Origin of the sequence: Brevundimonas sp., from assembly GCF_036659295.1 — a bacterium.
Lineage (GTDB): Bacteria > Pseudomonadota > Alphaproteobacteria > Caulobacterales > Caulobacteraceae > Brevundimonas.
Window position 1 is genome coordinate 37188 of sequence record NZ_JAVXCU010000003.1, and the last position, 23249, is coordinate 60436.

Consider the following 23249-nt stretch of genomic DNA (forward strand, 5'->3'; position numbering starts at 1 on the left):
GCGCCCGCCCCATCCCTTGGCGAAGATCAAATATATCGAGTTCGACGGCCGCGAGCATGAGATCGAGGTCAAGAACGGCCTCTCTGTCATGGAAGGCGCGGTCCGTCACAACGTCCCGGGCATCGATGCGGACTGTGGCGGGGCTTGCGCCTGCGCCACCTGCCACGTCTATGTCGATGAGGGCTTTCTGGACGTGACGGGTCGCCCGTCGGCGATGGAAGAGTCCATGCTCGACTTTGCCGAGAACGTGCAGCCCAACAGCCGGCTCTCGTGCCAGATACGGGTCAGCGATGATCTGGATGGCCTGATTGTCCGTCTGCCGGAAAACCAGCACTAAGATGATTGATCCCCGACTGCTCCATGTGGTCGGGGATTTTCTTTTGCCGCATCTGCAAAATGATCGCCCTGCCCTGATCGGCATTGCGGGCTCGCAAGGCTCGGGCAAGAGCACTCTGGCGGCCTATCTGGCGAGCGCCTATGGCGGGGTCAGTCTGTCGCTGGACGATGTCTATCTGACAAAGGCCGAGCGCCAGAATCTGGCAAGCACCCTGCATCCCTTGTTTGCGACACGAGGCCCGCCCCTGACCCATGATCTGGGACTGCTGGATCGGGTATTGGCGGCGTTGCATCAGGCCTTACCGGACAGCCGCACGGCCCTGCCCGCGTTTGACAAGCTGGCCGATGACCGCAGGCCGCAAAGCGAATGGCCGGTCTATGTCGGGCGCCCAAGACTGATTGTGCTGGAAGGCTGGTGTCTGGGGGCGAAGCCAGAGCCGGAGGCGCAGCTCTTGGTCCCCGTCAATGCGATGGAGGCTAATCTTGATCCGGACGCCGTGTGGCGAAGGGCGGTAAACGGGGCGCTTGCGGCGGACTATGCGCGTTTAAGGGCGCGGCTGGAGGGTCTGGTCTATCTACGGGCCCCGAGCTTCGAGCGTGTGCTTGACTGGCGCTGTCAGCAGGAGGCCGGGCTTTTGGGGATCGATGCCGTGGATGCGGACAGACGCCGTGCCATTGGCGATTTTATTGCCCGTTTTGAACGGCTGACCCGCTGGATTATGCGTGGCGGCATTGTCGCGGATCTGGAAATCCGTCTGGACGATGACCGGCGTTTCATTGTCTGGCCACAGGAAGACCCTATGTCAGAGGGATGATACGGCCCTCTGGTACAGGCTGGTTTTAGAGTTTGGTTCTGTGTTCGCTTTGTTCAAACGAGGTGCCGCTACGGCTCCGGCAATGGAAACCCTGAATACGGCCGCAACCTTGTGCGCGGGGCGCATGGAATATGCCTGCGTGATCCGTCAGGCCTCGAAAGAGCGGATGTCTGTCTTGATCAGTCGCGCCGCCAATATTTCGGGCGCGGTGATTGTGGTCGACCATGCGCGCGGACTGGCATTCGAGGCCCGTATCACGGCCTTCAAAGGGCAGGATGTGTCGCTGGAGATTGCCGCCAGCCACAAATTGGGTGGCCTGGTACCCGCGCGGCTTTCGCGCGCGCGGGACATTTGGAAACGGACCTGAAGCTTACAGTCCGGCCGGCATGGTGCCGGAATTGATGGCGATACGCCCGACCAGACCCTTGACGATCAGGTCCAGCGCCGACCCTTCGCGGTAATCGGCGGCCGCGACAAAGTTCACGCGGTCTTCCGAGATCAGCGAATAGACCTTCTTCTGGTCCTTCTCGTTCGAGCGCGGGTCATAGACGGCGATCGAGAAGCCACCCTTGGTGTGCATCATCTTCATGGTCGGCACATCGGTATCGCCGTCGCCGAGGAAGATCATACGGTCGAACGGGATCGGGCGATCTTCGTCAGGAATGAAGTGGTTGACCCGCTCGTGCTCCCAGTGGTTCTTCACGCCCTTATTGATGCGGAACAGGTACTGGGTCTTGGTGGTGTAGTTGACGCCCACAGCCGGCCATGCGGCCTCGCCGTTCTCGTCATAGACATAGTGGCTGGCAAACACATGGTGCAAGGCCGAACGGATCGGGGTGCCGTCGATCATTTCCTCGAGACCGGCCGAGATAATATAGTGCTCGATATCGAGATTATATTTGGCCCCGAAGGCGTTGATGCGGTCGAACCACGACAGGTCACGCAGGCCCTCGAACAGGGCGACGTCCTTGCCGTGATCGGCCAGCATGTCCTTGGTGATGGAAATGCCCTTGTCGCGGGCATGTTTCAGCATCAACTGCATATACATCAGGATACCGTCGGCATCGGCCGACTTGGTCAGGGTTTCGGCCTGACCCCAGAAGGCTCCGATATCCATGCCCACGGATGGAATGAAGCTGACCTCCTGCATGTTTCCACGGGCAAGTGTGCCGTCGAAATCATAGATGAGGGCGGTTTTCAGCGGGGCTTGATCGGCCATGGGGGCAGCGGTTCCTAATCTCTTGGATCGGCCCTGTAGCACGAAGTCATTCCAAAATCAGTTCCGGTGTCGCACGGTCACTATGGGCCTTGGTCGGAAGCTTGAGGATGAAGGTCGCGCCCTTGCCGGGCGCGCTCTCGACCTCGGCCGAGCCGCCATGCAGTTCCACAAACGCTTTGACCAGAGCCAGGGCGACACCCGGTCCGCCGCGCTCGCGACGGACAAAGCGGTCGAACACATGGGCCTGAAGATGGAAGGGGATGCCGCGTCCGGTGTCACTGACGCGGATATGGACTTCGTCACCGGCGGCCACGACCGCCAGATCGACCGATCCACCATCACTGACCGCACGGCAGGCATTTTCCAGCAGGTGCTCGACCGCCTGTCCGACGCGGCGCTCGTCGGCGCGCAGCACAGGCAGGTTGTCTGCGAACGACAGGTTCAGGCTAGCCCCGCGACCCTCGATCTTGGGCCGGACGTTTTGCGACAGCGTTTCCAGCAGCGTGCGCAGATGGACGTCGTTGAGATTCAGCTCCATCTCGCCCGCATCAATCTGGGCCATGTCCAGCACATCGTCGATGGAACGGGCCAGATGGCTGGCGGCCACGCGGATGGCGCCGGCATGCTGGCGGCTGCGGTCGGGCAGGTCGCCCATGGCTTCCAGCAGTTCCGAATAGCCGACAATGGTCGTCAGCGGCGTACGCAACTCATAGGAGACACTGCCGACAAACTCGCGCTTCAGGGCCTGACTTTCGGCAAGGGCCGCTTCTTTTTCGGCCAGAGCCTGTTCCAGTGCCCGTCGGGCCGTCTCGTCCGAGAAGGCGACCAGAGTGGCACCGTCGGGCAGGGGACGGGTCTTCCAGACCACATGGCGGCCATCCTGCGTGCGACCCTCGCCGGACACCGGCACACGGCTTTCGGGGTCAGGATCGGCCACGCGGGCCTTCAGGCCCATCCACAGGGCATTGTCGGGCAGTAGGGAACGACACAGCTGGGCCACGTCGTCAAAGTCCTGCGCCACATCCAGACGGTCCTTGGATAGGTTCCAGAAGGCCTCGAAGGCATCGTTACGCAAGCGCAGGCGGCTGTCGGAGCCGAACACGGCCACGGCGTCGGACAGTTTGTCGAGCGTCGCGGTCTGGACCTGAATCTGCGCATTATAGCGGCTGCGCAGGTTCAACTCGTCGGTGATATCCGAGAAGATCAGCAGGATACCGCCCAGCGGGTGCGGCTGGCGTACTACACGCAGGGTGCGGCCATCGGGCAGGCGCCATGTGTCGTCGGGCGACACCTGTGCCGCGCCGTAGAAATCCAGTTCCGAGGCCTTCCACTGGGCGTAGTCGACCACTTCGGGCAGCAGGCGGCGCTGGCGCAGACGATCCAGAAGTTCGCCATGGGTCGGGCGCTCGTCCAGCCATGCGGCATCGATGCTGAACAATTGCTGGAAGGCGGTATTGTGGAAGGCCAGACGTTTGGCCGGACCGAAAATGGCCACGGCATCGGCCAGATGGTTCAGCGTCTCGTCATGGGCCTCGACGTGACGGCGCAGGGTGTCGCGCGTTTCCTCGGCCTCGGTCATGTCGATGGCAAAGGCAATCACGGCACCGCGACCGCCGATCAGGGGCTGGGCCAGTATCTTCCATGCGCGGCGGCGGCCATCCGAGGAGGACCAGCGGAAGCCTTCCTGAGGGCTGTTGAGACGCAGGGCCTCGCCAATAATGGCATCGGCACCGCGATCAAAGCTGATGGCACTGTCGCGAGCCTGTTGCAGGTTCTCGGCACGGGTTTCGTGCAGCCAGGCACTATTGGCCCAGACCAGCTTACCGGTGCCGTCGACCACCCATGTCGGGGCAGGCGACTGTTCGGCCAGAACTCCTGGCCCTGCTTCCAGACCAATGGCGTGGGTGATGCGCGACAGGCGAACCCATGCCCCGCCGCCCAGTGCGCGGCCCTCGACAGCCCATGATCCGTCGCCGGATTCAATCACCGTCTCAAAGCCTTCGCCCTCGTGAAGAAGGGCGTTCATGCGCTCGGGATGCAGGTGTTTCAGCCGGGTGGCCAGTTGCTCGCCTGCCTGGCTGATGGCCTCGGTACTGCCGGATAGAGGCTGTTCAACCAACTGGAACAGCGGCTCGTGGGGGCCGTAGATGGCGCGCACAGTGCCTTCGGGTGACAGCGCCATGCGCAGATCATCAAAAGCGTTCAGCGCCCCTGAACAGGCAGCAGACTGCACCAACGCATGCGAGGCCTGAAGTTCGACCTCCTGCTCGCGGCGCTTGATCCCCTTGTGCAGACGGGCTGCCCAAGTCGTGACGGCGAGCGCCAGACCTGCGGCTCCTGCCGTTGCCACATAGGCAATGTCTGCGGCGATGTTGGCCTCGGCCATACGCGCTCCAGAGGGGAAAATGGTTGATTCGCGTTTACCATACTCTGTGCAGGGCATTTGGGCGACGCTTGATGGCGCATTGCCGTGCGGCTTGCGACGGGCGATAGCTTTTGCATGCAACAGACATGGCTCGACCAGACCGCCCCGTCATTGGACGATTTTGATCGTATGGCCCGCAAGGCCTTTGATGACCTGCCCGCTGTGTTCCGGCAGGCGGCTGCCGATGTGGTTATTCGGATTGATGATTTCCCCGACGAGCAGACGCTGCGCGATCTGGAAATCGAAGACGGTTTCGAACTGACCGGCCTCTATCACGGCGTGCATCTGGGCGATCGCGACGGGTTGGGTCCCGCCCCCGAACCGTCGCGCGTTTTTCTATATCGCCGCCCTATTTTGGATGAATGGTGCGCGCGCGGGGATGTGGGGCTGTACGAACTTGTCTCGCATGTACTGGTCCACGAACTGGGTCACCACATGGGTCTGGACGACGACGAGATCCATGCGATCGAGGATGACGGGGACTGAGCATAAAAAAAGGCGACCCGTCGGGTCGCCTTTTTGTCTTTTAGGCCGTGCGTTCCAGCAGAGCGATGAAGAAGCCGTCGAGGCTGCCCTTCTCGTCCCACTGGCCGGGCAGGATACGCAGCCAGCCTTCCTTGGTCAGGGCCTCGGCGGGGGCTCCAACCGAGGCCGGATCGGCAGCGACGGTCTTGAAACCGGCATTGCGACGCAGGAAGGCGATCATCTGGACTTCGCCCTCTTCGCGTTCCAGCGAGCAGACGCAGTAAACCAGCTTGCCGCCGACCTTGACCTTCTGGGCGGCCACATCCAGCAGACGGTGCTGCACATCGGCCAGTTTGGCGATGTCGGCCGGACGCACGGCGCGCAGGGCTTCGGGGTTACGGCGATAGGTGCCGGTAGCCGAGCAGGGGGCGTCCAGCAGGACGGCGTCGAACTGGCGATCATCTTCCCAGTCTTCGGCAGGGATGGCGACGACTTCGGTTTGCAGCTTTGTGCGCTCGAAATTCTGGCGCAGACGCTTCAGGCGGCTCTCCGAACGGTCCAGCGCCACAACCGAGGCACCGGCAGCAGCCAGTTGCAGGGTCTTGCCACCGGGGGCAGCGCACAGATCCAGAGCGGTCTGGCCGGGTTTTACGTCCAGCAGGCGGGCAGGGATGGCGGCGGCGGCGTCTTGCACCCACCAGTCACCGTCCTCGAAATGCGGCCACTGGGCCACATCGCCACGGCGGTCGGTACGCAAGGTACCACCCGGCAGGATATTGGCTTCGAGAGCTTCGGCCAGAGCGGCGCTATCGGCAGACGGCTTGACCGAGATGTCGGTGGCAGGCTCGAAACGGGTGGCTTCGGCCAGACCCTTCAGGGCCTCATCGCCGTAATTGGCCTGCCAGCGGGCGGCCAGCCATTCGGGCAGGTTGGCCTCGGGCTTGGTCACACCGAAACCGTCACGGTCGATACCGCGCAGAACCGCATTGATGAGGTTCTTGTAGGGACGGGTCTTATTGTCGCGCTCGGCCAGTTTGACGGCGGTCGATACCGCGGCAAAGGACGGCGTTTCCAGCACCAGCATCTGGGCCACAGCAATGCGCAGGATGGTGATGGTCGGCAGGGCCGGCATAGCCTTCAGGCGCTTGCCCAAGATCTGGTCGATCTCGCCCAGACGGCGCAGCGCGCCCATGGCGCAGGCGCGGGCAAAGGCGCGGTCGGCAGGCGACAGGCCGCGCGCCGGGCTCTTGGCCATTTCGTCATCAAGACCGGTGCGCTTTTCGAGGGCGGCATTCAGCAGGATACCGGCCACCAGACGAGCCTGAACCCCGACCTCGGGATAGCGGTCTTCGCCCTGCGGACGGTTCGAGGGCTTGTGGCTGGTCGCGTGGCGGCGCTGGGCGCTGCCACGGTTGGAACCACGGTTTTGCGGACGACCCTGATCGCCCCCTTTGGCTGGCGGACGGCTCATACGGACACCTGTGTGCCAAGTTCGACCACACGGCCGGGGGGAATACGGAAGAAGTCGGTGGGGTTGGCGGCGTTACGCATAAGGAAGATGAAAAGCTTGTCCTGCCACATGGGCATGCCCTGTTGGGCGCTGGGGATGACGGAGCGACGGCCAAGGAAGAAGCTGGTCGACATGATGTCGAACTTCAGCCCCTGACGGCGGCACTGGGCCAGCGCCTTGGGTACGTTCGGGGTCTCCATATAGCCGAAGGTCAGCGTCACGCGTTTAAAATCGTCGGAAATGGCTTCGATTTCGATGCGGTTCTGGTCGCTGACACGCGGCTTGTGCGAGGTGTGCACGGTCATGATGATGTTCTTCTCGTGCAACACCTTGTTGTGCTTGAGATTGTGCATCATCGCCACCGGCGCAACGGTGGGGTCCGAGGTCAGGAAGATGGCCGTGCCCTGAGCGCGGTGCGGCGGACGGGCCGACAACATATCGATCAGGTCCGTCAGCGGCAGGCTGTCGCGACGGGTCTTCTCGCCAAGAATCTGGGTGCCGCGCACCCATGTCCACATCAGCATGACGATCAGGCCGCCGATCAGCAGCGGCATCCATGCGCCATCCGGCAGCTTAAGCAGGTTGGAGCTGAGGAAGACGAGGTCGACAAAGCCCATCGGGATCAGGATGGCCAGGACGCCCCACAGAGGCCACTTCCATTTGTGGCGGGCGACGGTGAAGGCCATCAGGGTGTTGACGAACATCACACCGGTAACGGCCACGCCATAGGCGGCGGTCAGGTTATGCGTGTTCTGGAAGGTCACGAGCAGGAACAGCACCCCGACCATCAGAAGGCCGTTGATCGCCGGAACGAAGATCTGGCCCGCCTGTGTTTCGGAGGTATTGCGGATATCCAGACGCGGCAGCAGACCCAGCTGTACGGCCTGCTGGGTGACCGAGAAGGCACCGGTGATCACAGCTTGCGACGCGATCACGGTGGCGGCGGTCGCCAGCAGCAGCAGCGGCCAGTAGATCAGTTCCGGCACCATGTTCCAGAACGGGTTGTCCATGGCTGAGGGGTTGGCCAGCAGGAAGGCACCCTGACCCAGATAGTTCAAGGTCAGACAGGGCAGGACGACAAACAGCCAGCCCTTGCGGATAGGCGATTTTCCGAAATGGCCCATATCGGCATACAGGGCCTCGGCACCGGTCACGGCCAGAAACACACTGCCGAGAATGACAAAGCCCAGCATCGGCTTGGCGGCCAGCATGGTCAGCGCATAGTGGGGCGACAGGGCGGTGATGATCGTCAGATCATCAAACATATGGAACAGGCCTAGCGCGCCCAGCGACAGGAACCAGACAAGGGTAATGGGGCCAAAAAACTTGGCCAGACCGGCTGTGCCATGGGATTGCACCATGAACAGCCCGATCAGAATGACAGCAGCAATCGGCACGATAAACGGATTGATGGTGTCGCCGACGCCGGGGGCACCCTTGATGCCCTCGACGGCCGATAGAACCGAGATGGCAGGCGTAATCACGCCGTCGGCATAGAACAGCGCGGCCCCGCACAGGCCCAGCACAAACAGCATGGCACTGCGGCGGCCCAGAGCGTTTTGCGCCAGTGCCATCAGCGACAGGGCTCCGCCCTCGCCACGGTTGTCGGCTCGCATCAGGAACAAGACGTATTTGAACGTCACCACGATCATCAGCGCCCAGAAGGCCAGCGAGACAACGCCCATAATGGCCAGATGCGGATCACCCAGACCCTGGGCATGCCCGACCGCTTCGCGCAGGGCATAGATGGGGCTGGTGCCGATGTCACCGAACACCACACCGATGGCCCCGATAAGCAGGGCACGCTGGGCTTGCTTGGAGACAGGCGTGCCAGCGGGTCCGTCGTGGGACGGATGTGGCGCGTTGTCAGAAGAAGCAGATTCACTTGCGGCGGCCGGTCGTCGGTCGTCGCGGGGTTGGTCCCCGACCATGCAAAACCTCCGGGCGGCGTAAGGAGACGCGCCCATCAAGAGCGGCGGGCCTTTAGCCCCTTTCTGTCAGCGGTTCAATCGTGATGAAGTTCCGGCAGGCGGGCAGCCGATAAAATGCGCCGGTCTGATTTACCCTGAACGATCACGACCAGAGCATCGTCGCTTAGGCCGCGTGCGGACAATTCACGCGGGAGCTCATAAAGGGAGGGGCGCCCCCTCCAATCGCCCAAGTGATGGATTTCCTTCACGACATTGATATGTTTGACCGACTGTCCCTGATTGTCGCCGGCCTTGACTTCGACCGTTTGCAGGCCCGGTGCATAGCGTACAGCGACCACTTCGGCCCCGCCTCGCGGCAACCGGCCAGAGCCAACGGCGACGCGGTCGCCGGTTTCACGAAATTCGATATCGGGTGGCGGCAGGCTGTTGGCGTCGGTCCGGGCTAGGGCATTGTCCAGATCGGGAGCGCGGCGCGGGGTCAACTGGCGCTGGCCGTCGATAACGACCTGCGGGGTGGCGACATTACGCAGACCCAGAGCCTGACGATAGCCGCGTTGACGTTCGGTGAATTCGGGGCGGGCAAAGGTATCGCGCCAGCCCAGATAATCCCAGTAATCAACGCCATAGGTCAGGACCACGACATTGGGATTGCGGGCCACCTGTTCCAGTGTCGCATTGGCGTCGGGACAGGCGCTACAGCCTTGTGCAGTGAATAGCTCCACCACGACGGGCCGGTCGTCTGGCGCCAAAGCTACGGACGCGCTGGCCCCGAACAGGGCAGCACCGACAAGACCTCCAAGAGCGATACGGGTGGACCATTTTTGCATGGCGGCCAGATTAAGCACTGCTTTTACAAAAGCGCCGCTCATAAAAGCGTGAAGGGCGGCAGGTTGACCCTGCCGCCCTCCATCAGATCACGCTAAAGCGCGGATCGTTTAGTCCATCAGCTGTTGCGACAGATAGACATAATGGCGCGCCCAGCGACGGGCATTGGCCACCGGATCGGCATCGTTGGAGTGACCGCCGACGGTGTCCTCGTAATAGAGGTGGTCATGGCCCTGATCGCCCAGACGTGCCGCGAACTTGCGGGCGTGGCCCGGATGGACACGATCGTCCAGCGTATTGGTGGTGATATAGGCGCGCGGATATTTCACGTCCGGTCGCAGCAGCTGATAGGCCGAGTATTTGGAGATGAACTCGGCATCGGCGGGGATGCGCGGATCGCCATATTCACCGATCCACGAGGCACCGGCGGGCATTTCCGGATAGCGCATCATGTCGATCAGCGGGCTTTCGATCACGGCAGCATTGAACAGGTCGGGGTTCTGGGTGATGGACACCGAGGTCAGAACACCGCCGTTGGAGCGGCCATAAATGCCCAGATGGCGCGGCGAGGTGATGCCGCGTGCGATCAGGTCACGACCGACAGCCGCAAAGTCGTCAAAGGCGCGCTGGCGGTTTTCGCGCAGGGCTGCCTGGTGCCATTGCGGACCGAACTCGCCACCGCCACGGATATTGGCCTGAACGAAGATGCCGCCATTCTCGAGCCACAGCTTGCCCATTTCCGGCTTGTAGGCCGGTGTCAGGCTGACCTGGAAGCCACCATAACCCAGCATGACGGTCGGGTTGGTTCCGTCCAGCTTCATCTCGCGCGGGCGGGTGATGAAATAGGGAATCTTGGTGCCGTCGGCCGAGGTGGCTTCATACTGTTCGACGACATGGGTCGAAGCGTCGAACTTGGCCGGAGCGGATTTCAGCTCGGTGGTGGCACCGGTGTTGAAATCGGTCAGGCTGAGGGTCGGCGGGGTCAAGAAGCCCTGCGTCGAGACAAAGACGCGGCCCGTGGTGCGCGAGCTGGAGCCGAGGCTGACAGCCATATTGTCCGGCACGGCGATGGCGGTGGTGGTCCAGCCGTTTTCACCTTCGCTGAAGCGCGACAGGCGACCCACAACATTGTCGGAGATCACGGCCAGAATGCCGTCCTTCATCACCCGCACATCCTGAAGCGACTGGCGCTCGGTCGGCGAGAAGACGAGGGCGGCATTGCGCGGATAGGCAATGCGCGGACGCATTTCGCCCAGCAGGTTGAACGGAATGGCCAACAGCTCGCCGCCCTTATAGGCGTGACCGTCAAAGGCCCAGTCTTCGTCGGGCGAGAAGACCAGCTTGTCACCCAGCATGCCCTGCACACCGACGCGGGTCGGCAGGGTCAGCTTATAAGGCTTGTTGTCGCGGCCCAGTGCCCAGGTTTCCGAGCGGAAAGTGTCCAGCGGACGGCTGAACAGCACGGCCTGCACCACGCCGTTCGGGTCGCGCATGACCATGGGCGAGACGCCATAGCCACCATCGGCCTGTTCGCCACGATAGACCTCGGTGGCCTGTGCCAGTGACTGGCCGCGCTTGAGGGCCTTGATGATGAAGGGATAGCCCGACTCCGTCATGGTGCCCGCACCGAAATCGGTGGCCACCAGCAGGGTGTCGGCATCCAGCCAGCTGATGCGGTGCTTGCCTTCGGGCAGGTCGAAACCGCCCGCGACAAAGCTCTTGGTGGTGGTGTCGAACTCGCGCACGCGCACGGCATCCTTGCCGCCGTCCGACAGGTTGATCAGGCAGCGGGTCTCGTCCGGTTGCAGGCAGGACGAGCCCTTGAACACCCAGTCACGACCTTCAGCCTTGGCGAGGGCGTCGATGTCCAGCAGGGTTTCCCATTGCGGCTGGGCTGTGCGGTAGCTGTCCAGCGTGGTCCGGCGCCACACACCCTTGGGGTTGGCACCGTCCTGCCAGAAATTACCCAGACCATCGCCCAGGAAGCTGACGCCCGGAATGCGGTCGGTGGCCGTCAGAATGGCCTGCGCCTGCTCGCGGAAAGGCTCGTAGCGGGCATCGGTGGTCAGAGCGCCCAGAGACTTGCGGTTGGCCTCGGCAACAAAGGCCATGGCCTCGGTGCCTTGCACCTCTTCCAGCGCCAGATGGTCATCGGCAGCGGCGACACCGGCGGGCGACAGGTCCTTGGGGAAGTGCGGCGGCATGGCGTTCGATTGCACCACAGTGGTCGAGGCATTTTGCACGGCGGTTGCCGCAGGCGCGCAGGCCATCAGCAGGACCGGCACGCAGGCCGAAGCGATAAGTGTTTTCATCATCGGATTTAGTTTCCCTGAGCTTCGGTGGTCTGCGGATTATCGATCAGACGACGGGTCAGATAGGTGTATTCGAGGGCCAGACGACGGGCGCTTTCGCGCAGGTTGGCACCGGCGGCGTGGCCACCATCGGTGTTCTCGTAGAACAGCACCTGATGGCCCAGTTCTTCGAGGCGTGCGGCAGCCTTGCGGGCGTGGCCGGGGTGGACGCGGTCATCCTTGGTCGAAGTGTGGATGAAGACTTCCGGATAGGGCGCGTCGGCCGACAGGCGCTGGTAAGGCGAGTATTCGGCGATCCATGCGCGTTCTTCGGCAATGTCGGGATTGCCGTATTCACCCATCCACGATGCACCGGCCAGCAGCTTGTGGAAGCGCAGCATGTCGAACAGGGGCACCTGAATGACGGCGGCGTTGATCAGGTCCGGACGCTGGGTCAGCATCGCGCCCATGAACAGGCCGCCTTGCGAGCCGCCCATAATGCCCAGATGCGGCTGGCTGGTGATGCCGCGTGCGATCAGGTCCAGAGCCACCGCCTGGAAGTCTTCGTGGGCACGCTGGCGGTTTTCTTGCAGAGCGGCCTGGTGCCAGCGCGGGCCGAACTCGCCACCGCCACGGGTATTGGCGATGACATAGACGCCGCCGCGCTCCAGCCACAGCTTGCCCATGGGGCCGCTATAGGACGGCAGCAGCGACGACTGGAAGCCGCCATAGCCATAGAGCAGGGTCGGGTTGGAGCCGTCCATCGGTGCGTTTTCGCTGCGCACGACGAAATAGGGCACCAGAGTGCCGTCCTTGCTGACAGCCTGATGCTGTTCGACGATCTTGCCGGTGGCATCGAACTTGGGCGGTAGCGATTTGGACAGGGCCATCTGGCCGGTCGCCGCGTCACCGAAATACAGGCTGGACGGCGTCAGGTAGCCGCTGACCGAGGCGAAGAACTGGTCGTTCTGGTCGGAGGTCGAGCCGATACCGACGGTGACGTTTTCCGGCAGGTTGGCGCGGGTGCGCGACCAGTCGGCGGGGTCATAGACATAGATCGAGCCGCGTACGTTTTCATAAAGCGCGACGATCAGGCGGTTGCGGGTGGCGCTGATGCCTTCGACAGCTTCGCGCTCGCCTGGGCTGATGACCAGTTCGGCCTGAACCGACTTGTCGGCCAGCCATGCGTCGAGATCATAGGCAAAGATGTCGCCGGTCTTGAAGGTCTGGCCCGACGGTGCGGTCCAGTCTTGGTCGGTCGAGATGATCACCTTGCCTGCGACCAGCGCATTGATACCGCCCTTGGACGGCAGCGGCACCGGCGTGACCGAACCGTCGGCATTCAGGATGTATTTGTCGCTGTTATAGAAGTCGCGCATGCGGGTGATGAAGGTGGCCTTCACCACACCGTCGGCATCGCGCAGGCTGTAGCCGCTGACCGACATGTCGGTGGTTTCGCCCTCGAACACCTGAACCGCCTGAACCAGTGTCTGGCCGCGCTTGAGAATACGCACGGTGCGCGCATAGCCCGAAGTGGTCAGCGAGCTTTCGTCGAAAGCATAGGAGATCAGCAGGGTGTCCTGATCGATCCAGCTGGCACCCGACTTGGATTCCGGCAGGTTGATGCCGCCGTCGACGAACTGTTTGGTGACCTTGTCGAACTCGCGGATGGTCACGGCATCCTTGCCGCCATCCGACAGCGAGATCAGGCAGTAGCGGCCTTCGGGAGCAAGGCAGGACGCGCCCTTATAAACCCAGTTAGCACCTTCGGCAGCGGCAAGCGCGTCAAAGTCGAGAATGGTTTCCCACTGCGGGTTGGCAGTGTTGTAGGAGTCCATCGACGTGCGGCGCCAGATGCCGCGCACATGGTCGGCGTCCTGCCAGAAATTCTCGACCGAACCGTCACGCTGGATGCTGGCACCCGGAATACGGTCACGCGATTGCAGGATGTCCAGTGCCTGCTGGTACAGGCCCTCATAGCGTGGATCAGATTGCAGCGTACCCAGCGAATGCTTGTTCTTCTCGGCCACCCATGCATCGACACGCTCGCTCTGCACGTCTTCCAGCCACAGATAGGGATCGGTCGCGTCGGTTGTCGCAAAAGCGGCGGCGGGGGCAGGGGTATTCTGGGCCATGGCGACAGCAGGAATTCCGGAAGCAAGAAGAAGCGCTGCGGCAGCAACTGCCGAGCGACGGGCCAAGTGACGGTGCATTTGAAAGATAGGCTCCCTATGGGTTCTGATTTTTCGGCACCTTGGCTGTGGTCGGGCCGTGGGGCAAGGCGACAAAATAGAGCGGCCGGTTTAGTTGCCCTCGTCGGGGATATTCAGCAACAGCCCGCAGGCCTTGCAGTGGACCGCATCGGGGTCATGTTTTTGTAAGCCACAGGACGGACAGGGAAATTTGACCTTGTGCGGGCGGATCAGGGTCTGGGCCAGACGGATAAACAGCGTGATTCCCACCAACATGATGATGATGGAAATCAACCGTCCCCAATTTCCGGGCAGGGTGATGTCGCCAAAGCCGGTGGTCGAAAGCGTGGCGACCGTGAAATAGAGCGCGTCCAGATAGCCGTTAATGCCGTCGGCCTTGCCACGGAAATAGGCATAGACGAAGCCGGTGGTCACAAAGATAAAGGTGATCAGGGCGACCGCTGCGCGGGTGATTTCCTCGACGCGGGTATCGTCGAAGCGGCGCCCGACGGTACGCCAGAACAGATCACTGTTCAGCAGGCTCCAGAACCGCAGCAGTCGCAGGAAGCCGAAATTGGCCAGCCAGGCCGGAAACAAAAGCGTGGCCAGCACAAACAGGTCGACCCACACAATCGGCCGTTTCAGCCACTCCTTGAGCGAGGAGTGGGCATAGGCCCTCGCCGCCAGATCAAGTCCGAGGATCAGCGCAACCAGATAGTCCAGCGCATAAAAGACCCAGCCCGCTTCCTTGAGGATAGGTGCGGCGATGAAAAAGCCGATAATGGCCAGATCGATAAGGATGACCATCAGGCGGAATTTCACCGCTGTTGGCTGGGTACCGTGATAAAGGTAGCGCAAGCGCGCCCTCAGGCGCAGACCTTCGATGCTTTTGGGCGGCTGGGGGTGGTGTGGATCGCTGGAGCGCATAGCGCAGCGATACATGAGTTGGGGCGAAAGCCCAGAGGATGAGTGTCAGATAATGAGCGACGGCCAGCATCGGAAAAGCGGCGAATACGGCTATGTGCGCATGAATGGTGCGGGCAATGCCTTTATCGTGGTCGATGCGATGGAGACGCCGTTCCGGCCTTCCGAAGGCGAGGTGCGCCGTCTGGCGTCCGTCGAGGCCGGTCTTGGCGGGTTTGACCAGTTGATCGCGGTCGAGAAGGCAGACGGTGGTGATGCCTTCATGCGGGTGTGGAACTCCGACGGCTCGCTAGTGGAGACGTGCGGCAATGCTCTGCGCTGTGTTGGCTGGCTGATGCTGGATGCGACCGAAAAGGCCGAGGTGACGATCGACACACTGGCCGGTCCTACACTGGCACGCACAGCGGCCGAACGGGACGGGTTGAAACAGGTCACGGTGGATATGGGCCGTCCGCGTCTGGACTGGCAACAGATCCCGCTGGCCGAAGAAATGGATACGCGCGGGATCGAGCTACAGGTCGGGCCCATCGACAACCCGCTGGTGCATACGCCGGGGGCGGTTTCGATGGGCAATCCGCATGTGGTGTTTTTCACCGACCGTCTGGACGATGTCTTTGTGCGCGGCACCGGCTCGCTGATCGAACACCACCCGCTATTTCCCGAAGGCGTGAATGTCGGCTTTGCCGATGTTCTGGACCGCCAGACCATCCGTTTGCGGGTGTGGGAACGCGGGGCGGGTCTGACGCTGGCCTGCGGTACCGGCGCCTGTGCGGCCATGGTGGCGGCCAGCCGCCGCGGCCTGATTGATCGCTCGGCAAGGATGATCCTGGATGGCGGCGAATTGACGATCGAATGGGATGCGGTTTCGGATCATGTCTTCATGACCGGACCGATTGAAATTGAACGGACGGGACAACTTCAGTCTGTACTGTAATGTAGTGTGAGCAATGAGCGGTTGTCCCTGAGGAAACCACGCTCTAGGAACAAGATGCTGCACACGCCTCTGGTTGAGAATAAATGCCTGATTTGACCGATAAACAAACCTTCTCCGATGACGACGCCCTGGAATTCCACAAGGCGCCGACGCCGGGCAAGATTTCCATGGCTCCGACCAAGCCGATGGCGACCCAGCGCGACCTGTCGCTGGCCTATTCGCCGGGCGTGGCTGTGCCGGTGCGCGCCATCGCCGAAGATCCCGACAAGGCCTATGACTATACGTCCAAGGGCAACCTTGTTGCCGTGATCTCGAACGGCACGGCCATTCTGGGTCTGGGCAACCTTGGTCACATGGCATCCAAGCCGGTGATGGAAGGCAAGTCGGTTCTGTTCAAACGCTTTGCCGACGTCGACAGCTTCGACGTGGAAGTGAAGACGACCGATCCCGACGAGTTCATCACCGTTGTGAAAAACATCGGCGACACCTGGGGCGGCATCAACCTCGAGGACATCAAGTCCCCCGAGTGTTTCGAGATCGAAGCCCAGCTTCAGGATCTGCTTGATATTCCGGTCTTCCATGATGACCAGCACGGTACGGCCATCATCGCCACTGCCGGCCTGATCAACGCGGCCCATATTGCGGGCAAGCGACTGGACGAGCTGAAAGTGGTTCTGTCGGGTGCCGGTGCTGCCGGTTTGTCGACTATCGCCCTGATGAAGGCTGCGGGCGTCAAGGCCGAGAACACCGTCATCTGCGACCGCGACGGCGTGGTCTATAAGGGCCGCCCGAGCGGTATGGACCAGTGGAAGGCGGCGCATGCCACCGACACACCGCACCGCACTCTGGCCGAGGCTATGGTGGGTGCAGACGTGGTCATCGGTCTGTCGGCCAAGGGCGCGATCAGCAAGGACATGGTGGCCTCGATGGGCCCGCGTCCGATCATCTTCGCCATGGCCAACCCCGATCCGGAAATCACACCGGAAGAGGTTCAAGAAGTGCGCGATGACGCGATCATCGCCACCGGCCGTTCGGACTATCCCAACCAGGTCAATAACGTCCTGGCCTTCCCGTACCTGTTCCGTGGTGCGCTGGACGTGCGTGCGCGCCAGATCAACCACGAGATGAAGGTGGCCTGCGCCGAGGCTCTGGCCGCGCTGGCCCGTGAGGATGTGCCGGACGAGGTTGCGGCGGCTTATCGCGGTCGCAAGCTGAAATTCGGTGCCGACTACATCATTCCGTCGCCGTTCGATCCGCGTCTGATCTGGTACATCCCGCCCTTCATCGCGCAAGTCGCGATGGATACCGGCGTGGCGCGTATGCCGATCGAAAACATGGAGGCGTATCGCATTTCGCTGCGCCAGCGCGTCGATCCGTCGGCGGCCCTGATGCAGAAGATCTCGTCGGCGGTCCGCATGGGCCCCAAACAGCGCGTGGTCTTTGCCGAGGGCGAAGAACAGGTCGTCATCCGTGCGGCCTGGGCCTTCAAACAGGCCGAGCTGGGCGAGCCGATCCTGGTCGGTCGCGAAGAACTGATCCGCCAGAATGCTGCCGAAGCCGGTCTGAACTTCGACGATCTGGGCATCAAGATCATGAATGCCCGCGTCTCGGAGCGTAATGCCGACTATGTGGAGTGGTTGTATAACCGTCTGCAACGTCGCGGCTATCTGCGCCGCGATGTGCAGCGCATGATCAATCAGGACCGCAACTATTTCGGCGCGGCCATGGTCGCGCGCGGTGATGCAGACTGCATGGTCACGGGCGTCACCCGCAACTTCAACATGGCCCTGAAAGAGGTCCGCCGCGTTCTGGACGTGAGCGACCGTATGATCGGCCTGTCGATTGTATTGGCCAAGGGACGCACCCTGTTTGTGGCCGACACCTCGATCCACGAACTGCCTAATGCCGAGGAACTGGCCGAAATCGCCGTCAAGGCGGCCTCGACCGTTCGCAAGCTGGGCCGGACCCCGCGCGTCGCCTTCATGTCGTACTCGACCTTCGGTGATCCCCCCGGCGATCGTGGCGAAAAGGTCCGCGAGGCGATCCGTATCCTCGACGGTATGGATGTCGATTTCGAATACGAAGGCGAGATTCCGCCGGAACTGGCTCTGAACCCCGAGGCACGCGCCAACTATCCGTTCATGCGTCTGACGGGCGATGCCAATGTGCTGGTCATGCCGGCCATCCATTCGGCCGCCATCTCGACCCGTCTGGTACAGTCGCTGGGCGCAGCGACCGTGATTGGTCCGCTGCTGGTCGGTCTTGAAAAGTCGGTACAGATCGTGCCGCTGGGTGCCTCGGTCAGCGAGATCATCACCTCGGCGACCTTTGCCGCCTATTCGGGCGCAGGTATCGAAGAGTAATCTTCGGACGAGTGACAAAGATATAGGGCGGTGCCAATGGCGCCGCCCTTTTTGTTTAGGCGTCCTGTTCTTCTTGCGCCTTCTTCAGCGCCATGTGGCGCGGGGCGACATAGAAGGCCAGCGCAATGGCAAACAGGCCGATGCCCATCGAATAGAAGAAGAAGGTCATATAGCCCGCACCAAGCCCGGCGACGCTGACCCCGCTCTTGGCAGCGCCTTCGACCAGAGAGCCTTCGGGCAGGGCGGTGAAAAAGCCTTTCAGCGGGGCGGTAAAGCCGCCTGCGTCGGCGCTGCGGGCCGAGGCCTCGACGATCTTGCCCGATTGCGACGCCACCAGCTTGCCGGGCAGGGCATAGAGCGAACTGAACAGGGCATACTGGGTGGCCGTAAAGCCGACCGAGGTCAGGCTGGACATATAGGCGATCAGGGCTGTGCCCGCGATGCCGGTGGCGACATTGTCGATGCCGATGGAGATAAACAGAGCACCAAGATCATGTCCTTGCGTGGCCAGCCATGCAAAGACCAGATTGGAGACAGGGCTCATAAAGGCCCCGACCAGCATGGAGCGGATCAGGCCGAAACGGGCCACCATCGCGCCGCCCACAAAAACGCCCAGCGACATGGCGACGACGCCGAAAATCTTGCGAACCTCGCCGATTTCCAGAAGGCTGAACCCGAGATCCAGATAGAAGGGGTTCATGATGTTCAGCACAAAATCGGACAGACGATAGAGGCAGATCAGGGCGAGGATCGGCCCCGCCAGCTTGCCAAAGCGGACGAAGAAATCCTTCACCGGCGCACCGAACGACGCGGCCAGATAGGCCCCCGGGCGTGTGCGGTAGTTGGGAATGGGCGAACAGGCACCGAACAGCAGGCCAAAGCCGGCAATGATCCAGACAAATTGGACCAGCACGCCCAAGCCGCCCGAGGTTTCAAGACCGCTGGCAAAGAGGTTCATCAGGGCATCGGGCAAGACCGGACCCAGGGCCCATTTAAAGGCGTCGATCTTGTCCGTCAGGCCGGTGCCGATCAGGATGGCGGCAAGGAAGATCAAGCCGATACGGACGACCCATTCGATCTTTTCGGCAACGGGACGCGACGGGATGTCGGAGACCGGAATGGGGCGAATAACATGGGCCTGTTCGCGCGGGGCCAGAAGAACGCCCAACACGCCGATGCCCATCAGGGCCGCCATCACCGCATAGGACAGGTTCCAATTATAGAACTCGGCCAGTGCCAGCGGCACGAAACCGGCAACAATCTGGGCGACGCGGTAACCCAGTTGATAGGCGGCGGCCATGGCGCCCTGACGACTGTCATCCACGGCCTCGATCCGCCAGGCGTCGATCGCGATATCCTGTGTCGCGCCAAAGAAGCCGACCATGACGGCGAAGAGCGCCACCATGCCAAGATTGTCATTGGGGTTCTGACCCGAGATCAGCCACAGGCCCAGAATAATGACCCCTTGCGTGGCCAGCATCCATGAACGGCGATGCCCCAGCCATTTGGACAAGAAGGGGATGTTGGTGCGGTCCAGCAGCGGGGCCCAGACGAATTTCAACGCATAGGTCAGTGTCGCCAGCGCGAAGAAGCCGATCATCTCCAGCGACACACCCGAATGGCGCAACCACGCCGACAGGGTGTCGTAGATCAGCAGGAACGGCAGGCCCGCCGAGAAGCCCAGGAGCAGCATGGCGAACGGGCGACGCTCACCATAAACCGCCAAGCCTGCCAAACGCCCTGCCTTGGGTTTGGCCGGGGTGTCAGACACAGAGGTTCCGGCGGGCGTTTGTTCAGGCGGTACCATACGGAACTCCGGTATTTTACCGGAGGGTATCCGGCGTTAGGTCGTGACGACCAATTTGGCGTGGTTATGCCCGTTCGTCCAGCGCGATAGCGCCATTCGAAGGGCATCGATTTCAAGAGGTTTGGTCAGGTGGTCATTCATGCCCGCTTCCAGACAGGCGGCGCGGTCCTCGGCATAGGCATTGGCAGTAAGGGCGACAACGGGGGTGGCATCACCCCGCGCGCGAAGCTGCTGAACTGCGGCCACACCGTCCATGCGCGGCATGCGCATATCCATGAAGATGATGTCGAACATATGCGAGCGGGCGGCTTCCAGGGCTTCATGCCCGTCTGCGGCGGTTTGGACCGTGCAACCTTCGCGGCGCAGCAAGGTCTTGGCCAGTAATTGTCCGACCGGATTGTCCTCGACCAGCAGCACCCGCACCCCCTTGAAGGAGCCGGCGGCCAGTCGGTCATCCTCCAGATGTCGGATCGACAGAGGCGTTATATCGGCTCGTTGCGAAGCGACCATAATCCGTTCGGCTAGGGATTCACGGCGCAGGGGCTTGATCAGATAGCCGTGATAGCCATCGCGTTTATAGCTGGAGATCAGATCGCGCTCGGAGGGTTTAAGCAGGATGATGGCGCGCTGGTTGGCGGGCAGGGGAACCCGCTGGTTTTCGTCGGCCAGAGTGTGGTCGATCAGGATCACCTCGGCCTGTTTGACGACCTTGCCGCCGCTGGCAATGATCTGGTTGTCGATGCTGGTGGCCAGCATCGGATCGGGCGTGGCGACCTGAACGGTGATACCGACCAGAGGGCGGCTGCGTTCGGGGGTGGCGGCGCGGTTGAACTGGGCCTCGAAGCGGAAACGTGCCCCGTGTCCGTCAGGGCGGTTCTCGACCGACACCTTGCCCTTCATGGCTTCGGCAAGGCGACGCACGACGGCCAGGCCCAGTCCGGCCCCGTCATGGCGGGCCGCATCGGATTGATCGGCGTGACCGAATTCCTCGAAGATACGGCTGCGGGCCTGTTCGGGAACGCCCGGGCCGGTATCGTCAATCAGGAAACAGATTTTCGGTTTCAGGTCCGTACCGCCACAGCGCGTTATGGAGATATGCACCCCGCCATGATCGGTGAATTTCACCGCATTGCCCGCGAGGTTGAACAGGATCTGACGCAGGCGTCCTTCATCGGCGATGATGTCGGGTGCATCGGCGGCGACCGACCACATGATTTCCAAACCATGTTCGTGGGCGCGCGTGCTGAGCAGTTCGGCAACGCTGCGGGTCAGGCCTTCGAGGTCGACGGGGGCCAGATCGAATTCCAGCGCCCCCGCTTCGAGGCGGGCATAGTCCAGCAGGTCGTTGACCAGACCCAGCAGGTGTTCGGCAGATTTCTGAGCCGCTTCGGTATAGGCGCGCTGGGCTCCATCAAGGCGGGTACGCGACAGCAGACCCAGCATACCGATTACCCCGTTCAGAGGGGTGCGCATCTCATGGCTCATCAAGCGCAGGAATTGCTGTTCGGGAGCCGCCGCCGACAGTTTGTCGAGTGCGGTCATGGTGGCGGATTTGCCGGTGGAGGATGTTCGTTCGCGTGGAGCCATAAGGTAACGCTTAAGCCCTAGAATGTAAAAAACTGACGAACGTCGATTTTTAAATTTATGACACTGTGGATTTCATAAGATTGAATTCCTGCTCGGCCCGCAAGGTGCTGCGACGGTACATCAGGGCCTCTGCGACATGATGTCGTGCGATGGTGGCGGCTCCCTCCAGATCGGCAATGGTGCGGGCAAGGCGCAAGGTGCGTGTCCACCCGCGTGCGCTCATGCCGCTGCTTTCGGCCGCTCTGGTCAGTAAGGCCTTGGCGTCGGCATCGGGGCGGGTAAAGGCCTCGAAGGCATCGCCGCCTAAGCGGGCATTGAGGCCGTCGCGGCTGTCGATGCCGAAATCTGTGGCACGTCGGGTTTGCAGGTCGCGAGCGCGAGATACACGGGCAGCGACTTCCTTGGTGCCTTCGGCAGGGGGCGGAAGCGCCATGTCGGCGGCGGTGACGGGCGGGGTGTCGATGGTCAGGTCGATACGATCAAACAGCGGACCGGAGATGCGGTTCTGGTAATCCTTCTGACAGCGCGGAGCCTTGCCGCACGCCCCCTTGCCCGCACCGCCCATACCGCAACGACACGGGTTCATGGCGGCGACCAGCTGGAAACGCGCCGGATAGCGCACATGGGCATTGGCGCGGGCCACCATGATCTCGCCCGTCTCGAGCGGCTGGCGCAGCGAATCCAGAGCCTGAGGCGAGTATTCGGGCAGTTCGTCGAGGAACAGGACGCCATTATGCGCCAGCGACGCCTCGCCCGGTTTGGCGCGATGACCGCCACCGGTGAGGGCCGCCATTGAAGCAGAATGGTGCGGTGCGCGAAAAGGTCGCTCGCGGCTCAAGGCCCCGCGCTCGATCAGGCCAGCGACCGACCACACCATCGAGGTTTCAAGCAGTTCGGCGGGTGTCAGGGGCGGCAACAGGCCCGGCAGGCGTTGGGCCAGCATGGACTTGCCCGAGCCCGGCTGTCCGATGAACAGCAGGTTGTGTCCACCGGCGGCGGCAATCTCCAAGGCGCGCTTGGCCCCTTCCTGTCCTTTGACGTCGCGCAGGTCGGCCACGGCCTTGCCCTCGCTCATATCGCCGGGCTTGGGGGCGGTCAGGATCTGCTGGCCACGGAAGTGGTTGATGAGAGAAATCAGAGAGCGGGGGGCCAGCAGGCGCACATCACCCGCCCAAGCCGCCTCTGGTCCATTGGCTTCGGGACAGATCAGGCCCAAGCCCAAAGCGGATGCCGCGACCGCCGCAGGCAGGGCCCCACCAACCCGCGCAATCTGTCCATCCAGCCCCAACTCACCAATAGCTGACCAGCCTTCAAGGGCATCGGGTCCGATCACCCCCATCGAGGCCAGAAGAGCCAGTGCGATCGGCAGATCAAAATGGCTGCCCTCCTTGGGCAGATCGGCAGGGGCCAGATTGGCGATAATCTTTTTAGGCGGCAGCGAAAGACCGATACCGGCAAATGCACCGCGCACCCTCTCGCGGCTCTCGGCCACGGCCTTGTCGGGTAGGCCGACAATGGAGAACGCGCCCTGCGGCGTGGCCACCAACTGTACCTCGACATCGACACGGCGCGCTTCGGCCCCGTCAAATGCCAGCGTCACCACCCGCGCAACCATGATTGTTCCC

The 23249-nt window shown here is 62.2% G+C and carries 17 protein-coding genes; 6 read left to right on the top strand and 11 right to left on the bottom strand.

The window, feature by feature from the left end; genetic code table 11:
* The first annotated feature begins 16 nt into the window (after positions 1–16).
* Genes RSB01_RS01220 through RSB01_RS01230 form a run of 3 tightly spaced genes read left to right on the top strand, consistent with a single transcriptional unit; the run spans position 17 to position 1518 of the window.
* Entirely contained in the window at positions 17–337 is a 321-nt protein-coding gene (locus tag RSB01_RS01220; RefSeq protein WP_332589767.1) for a 2Fe-2S iron-sulfur cluster-binding protein, read from the top strand.
* A 1-nt stretch (position 338) separates the two neighbouring features.
* The gene (locus RSB01_RS01225; protein WP_332589766.1) at positions 339–1151 is read left to right on the top strand and encodes a kinase; all 813 of its coding nucleotides are present in this window, start codon (positions 339–341) and stop codon (positions 1149–1151) included.
* A 40-nt stretch (positions 1152–1191) separates the two neighbouring features.
* Positions 1192–1518 carry a PilZ domain-containing protein gene (locus RSB01_RS01230; RefSeq protein WP_332589765.1) on the top strand — a complete coding sequence of 109 codons (327 nt, stop codon included), beginning with the start codon at positions 1192–1194 and terminating at the stop codon, positions 1516–1518.
* 3 nt (positions 1519–1521) lie between these two features.
* Here RSB01_RS01230 and RSB01_RS01235 read toward each other — a convergent pair whose 3' ends face one another.
* Together RSB01_RS01235 and RSB01_RS01240 are read right to left on the bottom strand one after the other, a co-directional pair.
* Positions 1522–2370: a haloacid dehalogenase-like hydrolase gene (locus tag RSB01_RS01235; protein ID WP_332620280.1), complete on the bottom strand. Its 849-nt coding sequence runs from the start codon at positions 2368–2370 to the stop codon at positions 1522–1524.
* A 46-nt stretch (positions 2371–2416) separates the two neighbouring features.
* A complete protein-coding gene (locus RSB01_RS01240; protein WP_332589763.1) occupies positions 2417–4756 on the bottom strand; it encodes an ATP-binding protein in 2340 nt (779 codons plus the stop codon).
* Between the two features lie 114 nt (positions 4757–4870).
* On the opposite strand from RSB01_RS01240, the gene RSB01_RS01245 reads away from it, so the two are divergent.
* The gene (locus RSB01_RS01245; protein WP_332589762.1) at positions 4871–5281 is read left to right on the top strand and encodes a metallopeptidase family protein; all 411 of its coding nucleotides are present in this window, start codon (positions 4871–4873) and stop codon (positions 5279–5281) included.
* Between the two features lie 40 nt (positions 5282–5321).
* Here the strand turns inward: RSB01_RS01245 and RSB01_RS01250 are convergent, their stop codons facing one another.
* The 6 genes from RSB01_RS01250 to RSB01_RS01275 all read right to left on the bottom strand — a co-directional run bounded on the left by RSB01_RS01250 (position 5322) and on the right by RSB01_RS01275 (position 14936).
* A complete protein-coding gene (locus RSB01_RS01250; RefSeq protein WP_332624991.1) occupies positions 5322–6731 on the bottom strand; it encodes an RsmB/NOP family class I SAM-dependent RNA methyltransferase in 1410 nt (469 codons plus the stop codon).
* Complete coding sequence (locus RSB01_RS01255; RefSeq protein WP_332589760.1) at positions 6728–8701, bottom strand: potassium transporter Kup; 1974 nt, start codon at positions 8699–8701, stop codon at positions 6728–6730. The genes RSB01_RS01250 and RSB01_RS01255 overlap by 4 nt, the downstream gene beginning before the upstream one ends.
* A gap of 74 nt (positions 8702–8775) precedes the next feature.
* Complete coding sequence (locus tag RSB01_RS01260) at positions 8776–9570, bottom strand: DUF1223 domain-containing protein (RefSeq protein ID WP_332589759.1); 795 nt, start codon at positions 9568–9570, stop codon at positions 8776–8778.
* Between the two features lie 66 nt (positions 9571–9636).
* Positions 9637–11841, bottom strand: coding sequence for a prolyl oligopeptidase family serine peptidase (locus tag RSB01_RS01265; protein WP_332589758.1), 2205 nt, complete (start codon positions 11839–11841; stop codon positions 9637–9639).
* A 5-nt stretch (positions 11842–11846) separates the two neighbouring features.
* Complete coding sequence (locus RSB01_RS01270; RefSeq protein WP_332589757.1) at positions 11847–14030, bottom strand: prolyl oligopeptidase family serine peptidase; 2184 nt, start codon at positions 14028–14030, stop codon at positions 11847–11849.
* Between the two features lie 90 nt (positions 14031–14120).
* Positions 14121–14936 carry an ion channel gene (locus RSB01_RS01275; RefSeq protein ID WP_332589756.1) on the bottom strand — a complete coding sequence of 272 codons (816 nt, stop codon included), beginning with the start codon at positions 14934–14936 and terminating at the stop codon, positions 14121–14123.
* A 52-nt stretch (positions 14937–14988) separates the two neighbouring features.
* Here RSB01_RS01275 and dapF point away from each other — a divergent pair, with 52 nt between their 5' ends.
* Both dapF and RSB01_RS01285 read left to right on the top strand, forming a co-directional pair.
* Positions 14989–15867 (top strand): diaminopimelate epimerase, encoded by an 879-nt coding sequence (gene dapF, locus RSB01_RS01280; protein WP_332589755.1) that lies wholly within the window; start codon positions 14989–14991, stop codon positions 15865–15867.
* 83 nt (positions 15868–15950) lie between these two features.
* Positions 15951–18230, top strand: a complete 2280-nt coding sequence (locus tag RSB01_RS01285; RefSeq protein ID WP_332589754.1) for an NADP-dependent malic enzyme — start codon at positions 15951–15953, stop codon at positions 18228–18230.
* 55 nt (positions 18231–18285) lie between these two features.
* Here RSB01_RS01285 and RSB01_RS01290 read toward each other — a convergent pair whose 3' ends face one another.
* The 3 genes from RSB01_RS01290 to RSB01_RS01300 form a co-directional block, all read right to left on the bottom strand.
* Positions 18286–20001, bottom strand: a complete 1716-nt coding sequence (locus tag RSB01_RS01290; protein WP_332619524.1) for an MFS transporter — start codon at positions 19999–20001, stop codon at positions 18286–18288.
* Between the two features lie 72 nt (positions 20002–20073).
* Positions 20074–21579 (bottom strand): response regulator, encoded by a 1506-nt coding sequence (locus RSB01_RS01295; protein ID WP_332589752.1) that lies wholly within the window; start codon positions 21577–21579, stop codon positions 20074–20076.
* A gap of 100 nt (positions 21580–21679) precedes the next feature.
* Positions 21680–23239, bottom strand: a complete 1560-nt coding sequence (locus tag RSB01_RS01300) for a YifB family Mg chelatase-like AAA ATPase (protein WP_332589751.1) — start codon at positions 23237–23239, stop codon at positions 21680–21682.
* Positions 23240–23249 lie beyond the last annotated feature (10 nt).

Bases quoted from the DNA above. Each gene is read 5' to 3' on its own strand.
- RSB01_RS01250 (WP_332624991.1), bottom strand. From the start codon at position 6,731: ATGAGCCGTCCGCCAGCCAAAGGGGGCGATCAGGGTCGTCCGCAAAAC.
- RSB01_RS01295 (WP_332589752.1), bottom strand. From the start codon at position 21,579: ATGACCGCACTCGACAAACTGTCGGCGGCGGCTCCCGAACAGCAATTC.
- RSB01_RS01260 (WP_332589759.1), bottom strand. From the start codon at position 9,570: ATGAGCGGCGCTTTTGTAAAAGCAGTGCTTAATCTGGCCGCCATGCAA.
- RSB01_RS01265 (WP_332589758.1), bottom strand. From the start codon at position 11,841: ATGATGAAAACACTTATCGCTTCGGCCTGCGTGCCGGTCCTGCTGATG.
- RSB01_RS01235 (WP_332620280.1), bottom strand. From the start codon at position 2,370: ATGGCCGATCAAGCCCCGCTGAAAACCGCCCTCATCTATGATTTCGAC.
- dapF (WP_332589755.1), top strand. From the start codon at position 14,989: ATGAGCGACGGCCAGCATCGGAAAAGCGGCGAATACGGCTATGTGCGC.
- RSB01_RS01275 (WP_332589756.1), bottom strand. From the start codon at position 14,936: ATGCGCTCCAGCGATCCACACCACCCCCAGCCGCCCAAAAGCATCGAA.
- RSB01_RS01255 (WP_332589760.1), bottom strand. From the start codon at position 8,701: ATGGTCGGGGACCAACCCCGCGACGACCGACGACCGGCCGCCGCAAGT.
- RSB01_RS01225 (WP_332589766.1), top strand. From the start codon at position 339: ATGATTGATCCCCGACTGCTCCATGTGGTCGGGGATTTTCTTTTGCCG.
- RSB01_RS01240 (WP_332589763.1), bottom strand. From the start codon at position 4,756: ATGGCCGAGGCCAACATCGCCGCAGACATTGCCTATGTGGCAACGGCA.
- RSB01_RS01285 (WP_332589754.1), top strand. From the start codon at position 15,951: ATGCCTGATTTGACCGATAAACAAACCTTCTCCGATGACGACGCCCTG.
- RSB01_RS01300 (WP_332589751.1), bottom strand. From the start codon at position 23,239: ATGGTTGCGCGGGTGGTGACGCTGGCATTTGACGGGGCCGAAGCGCGC.
- RSB01_RS01245 (WP_332589762.1), top strand. From the start codon at position 4,871: ATGCAACAGACATGGCTCGACCAGACCGCCCCGTCATTGGACGATTTT.
- RSB01_RS01270 (WP_332589757.1), bottom strand. From the start codon at position 14,030: ATGCACCGTCACTTGGCCCGTCGCTCGGCAGTTGCTGCCGCAGCGCTT.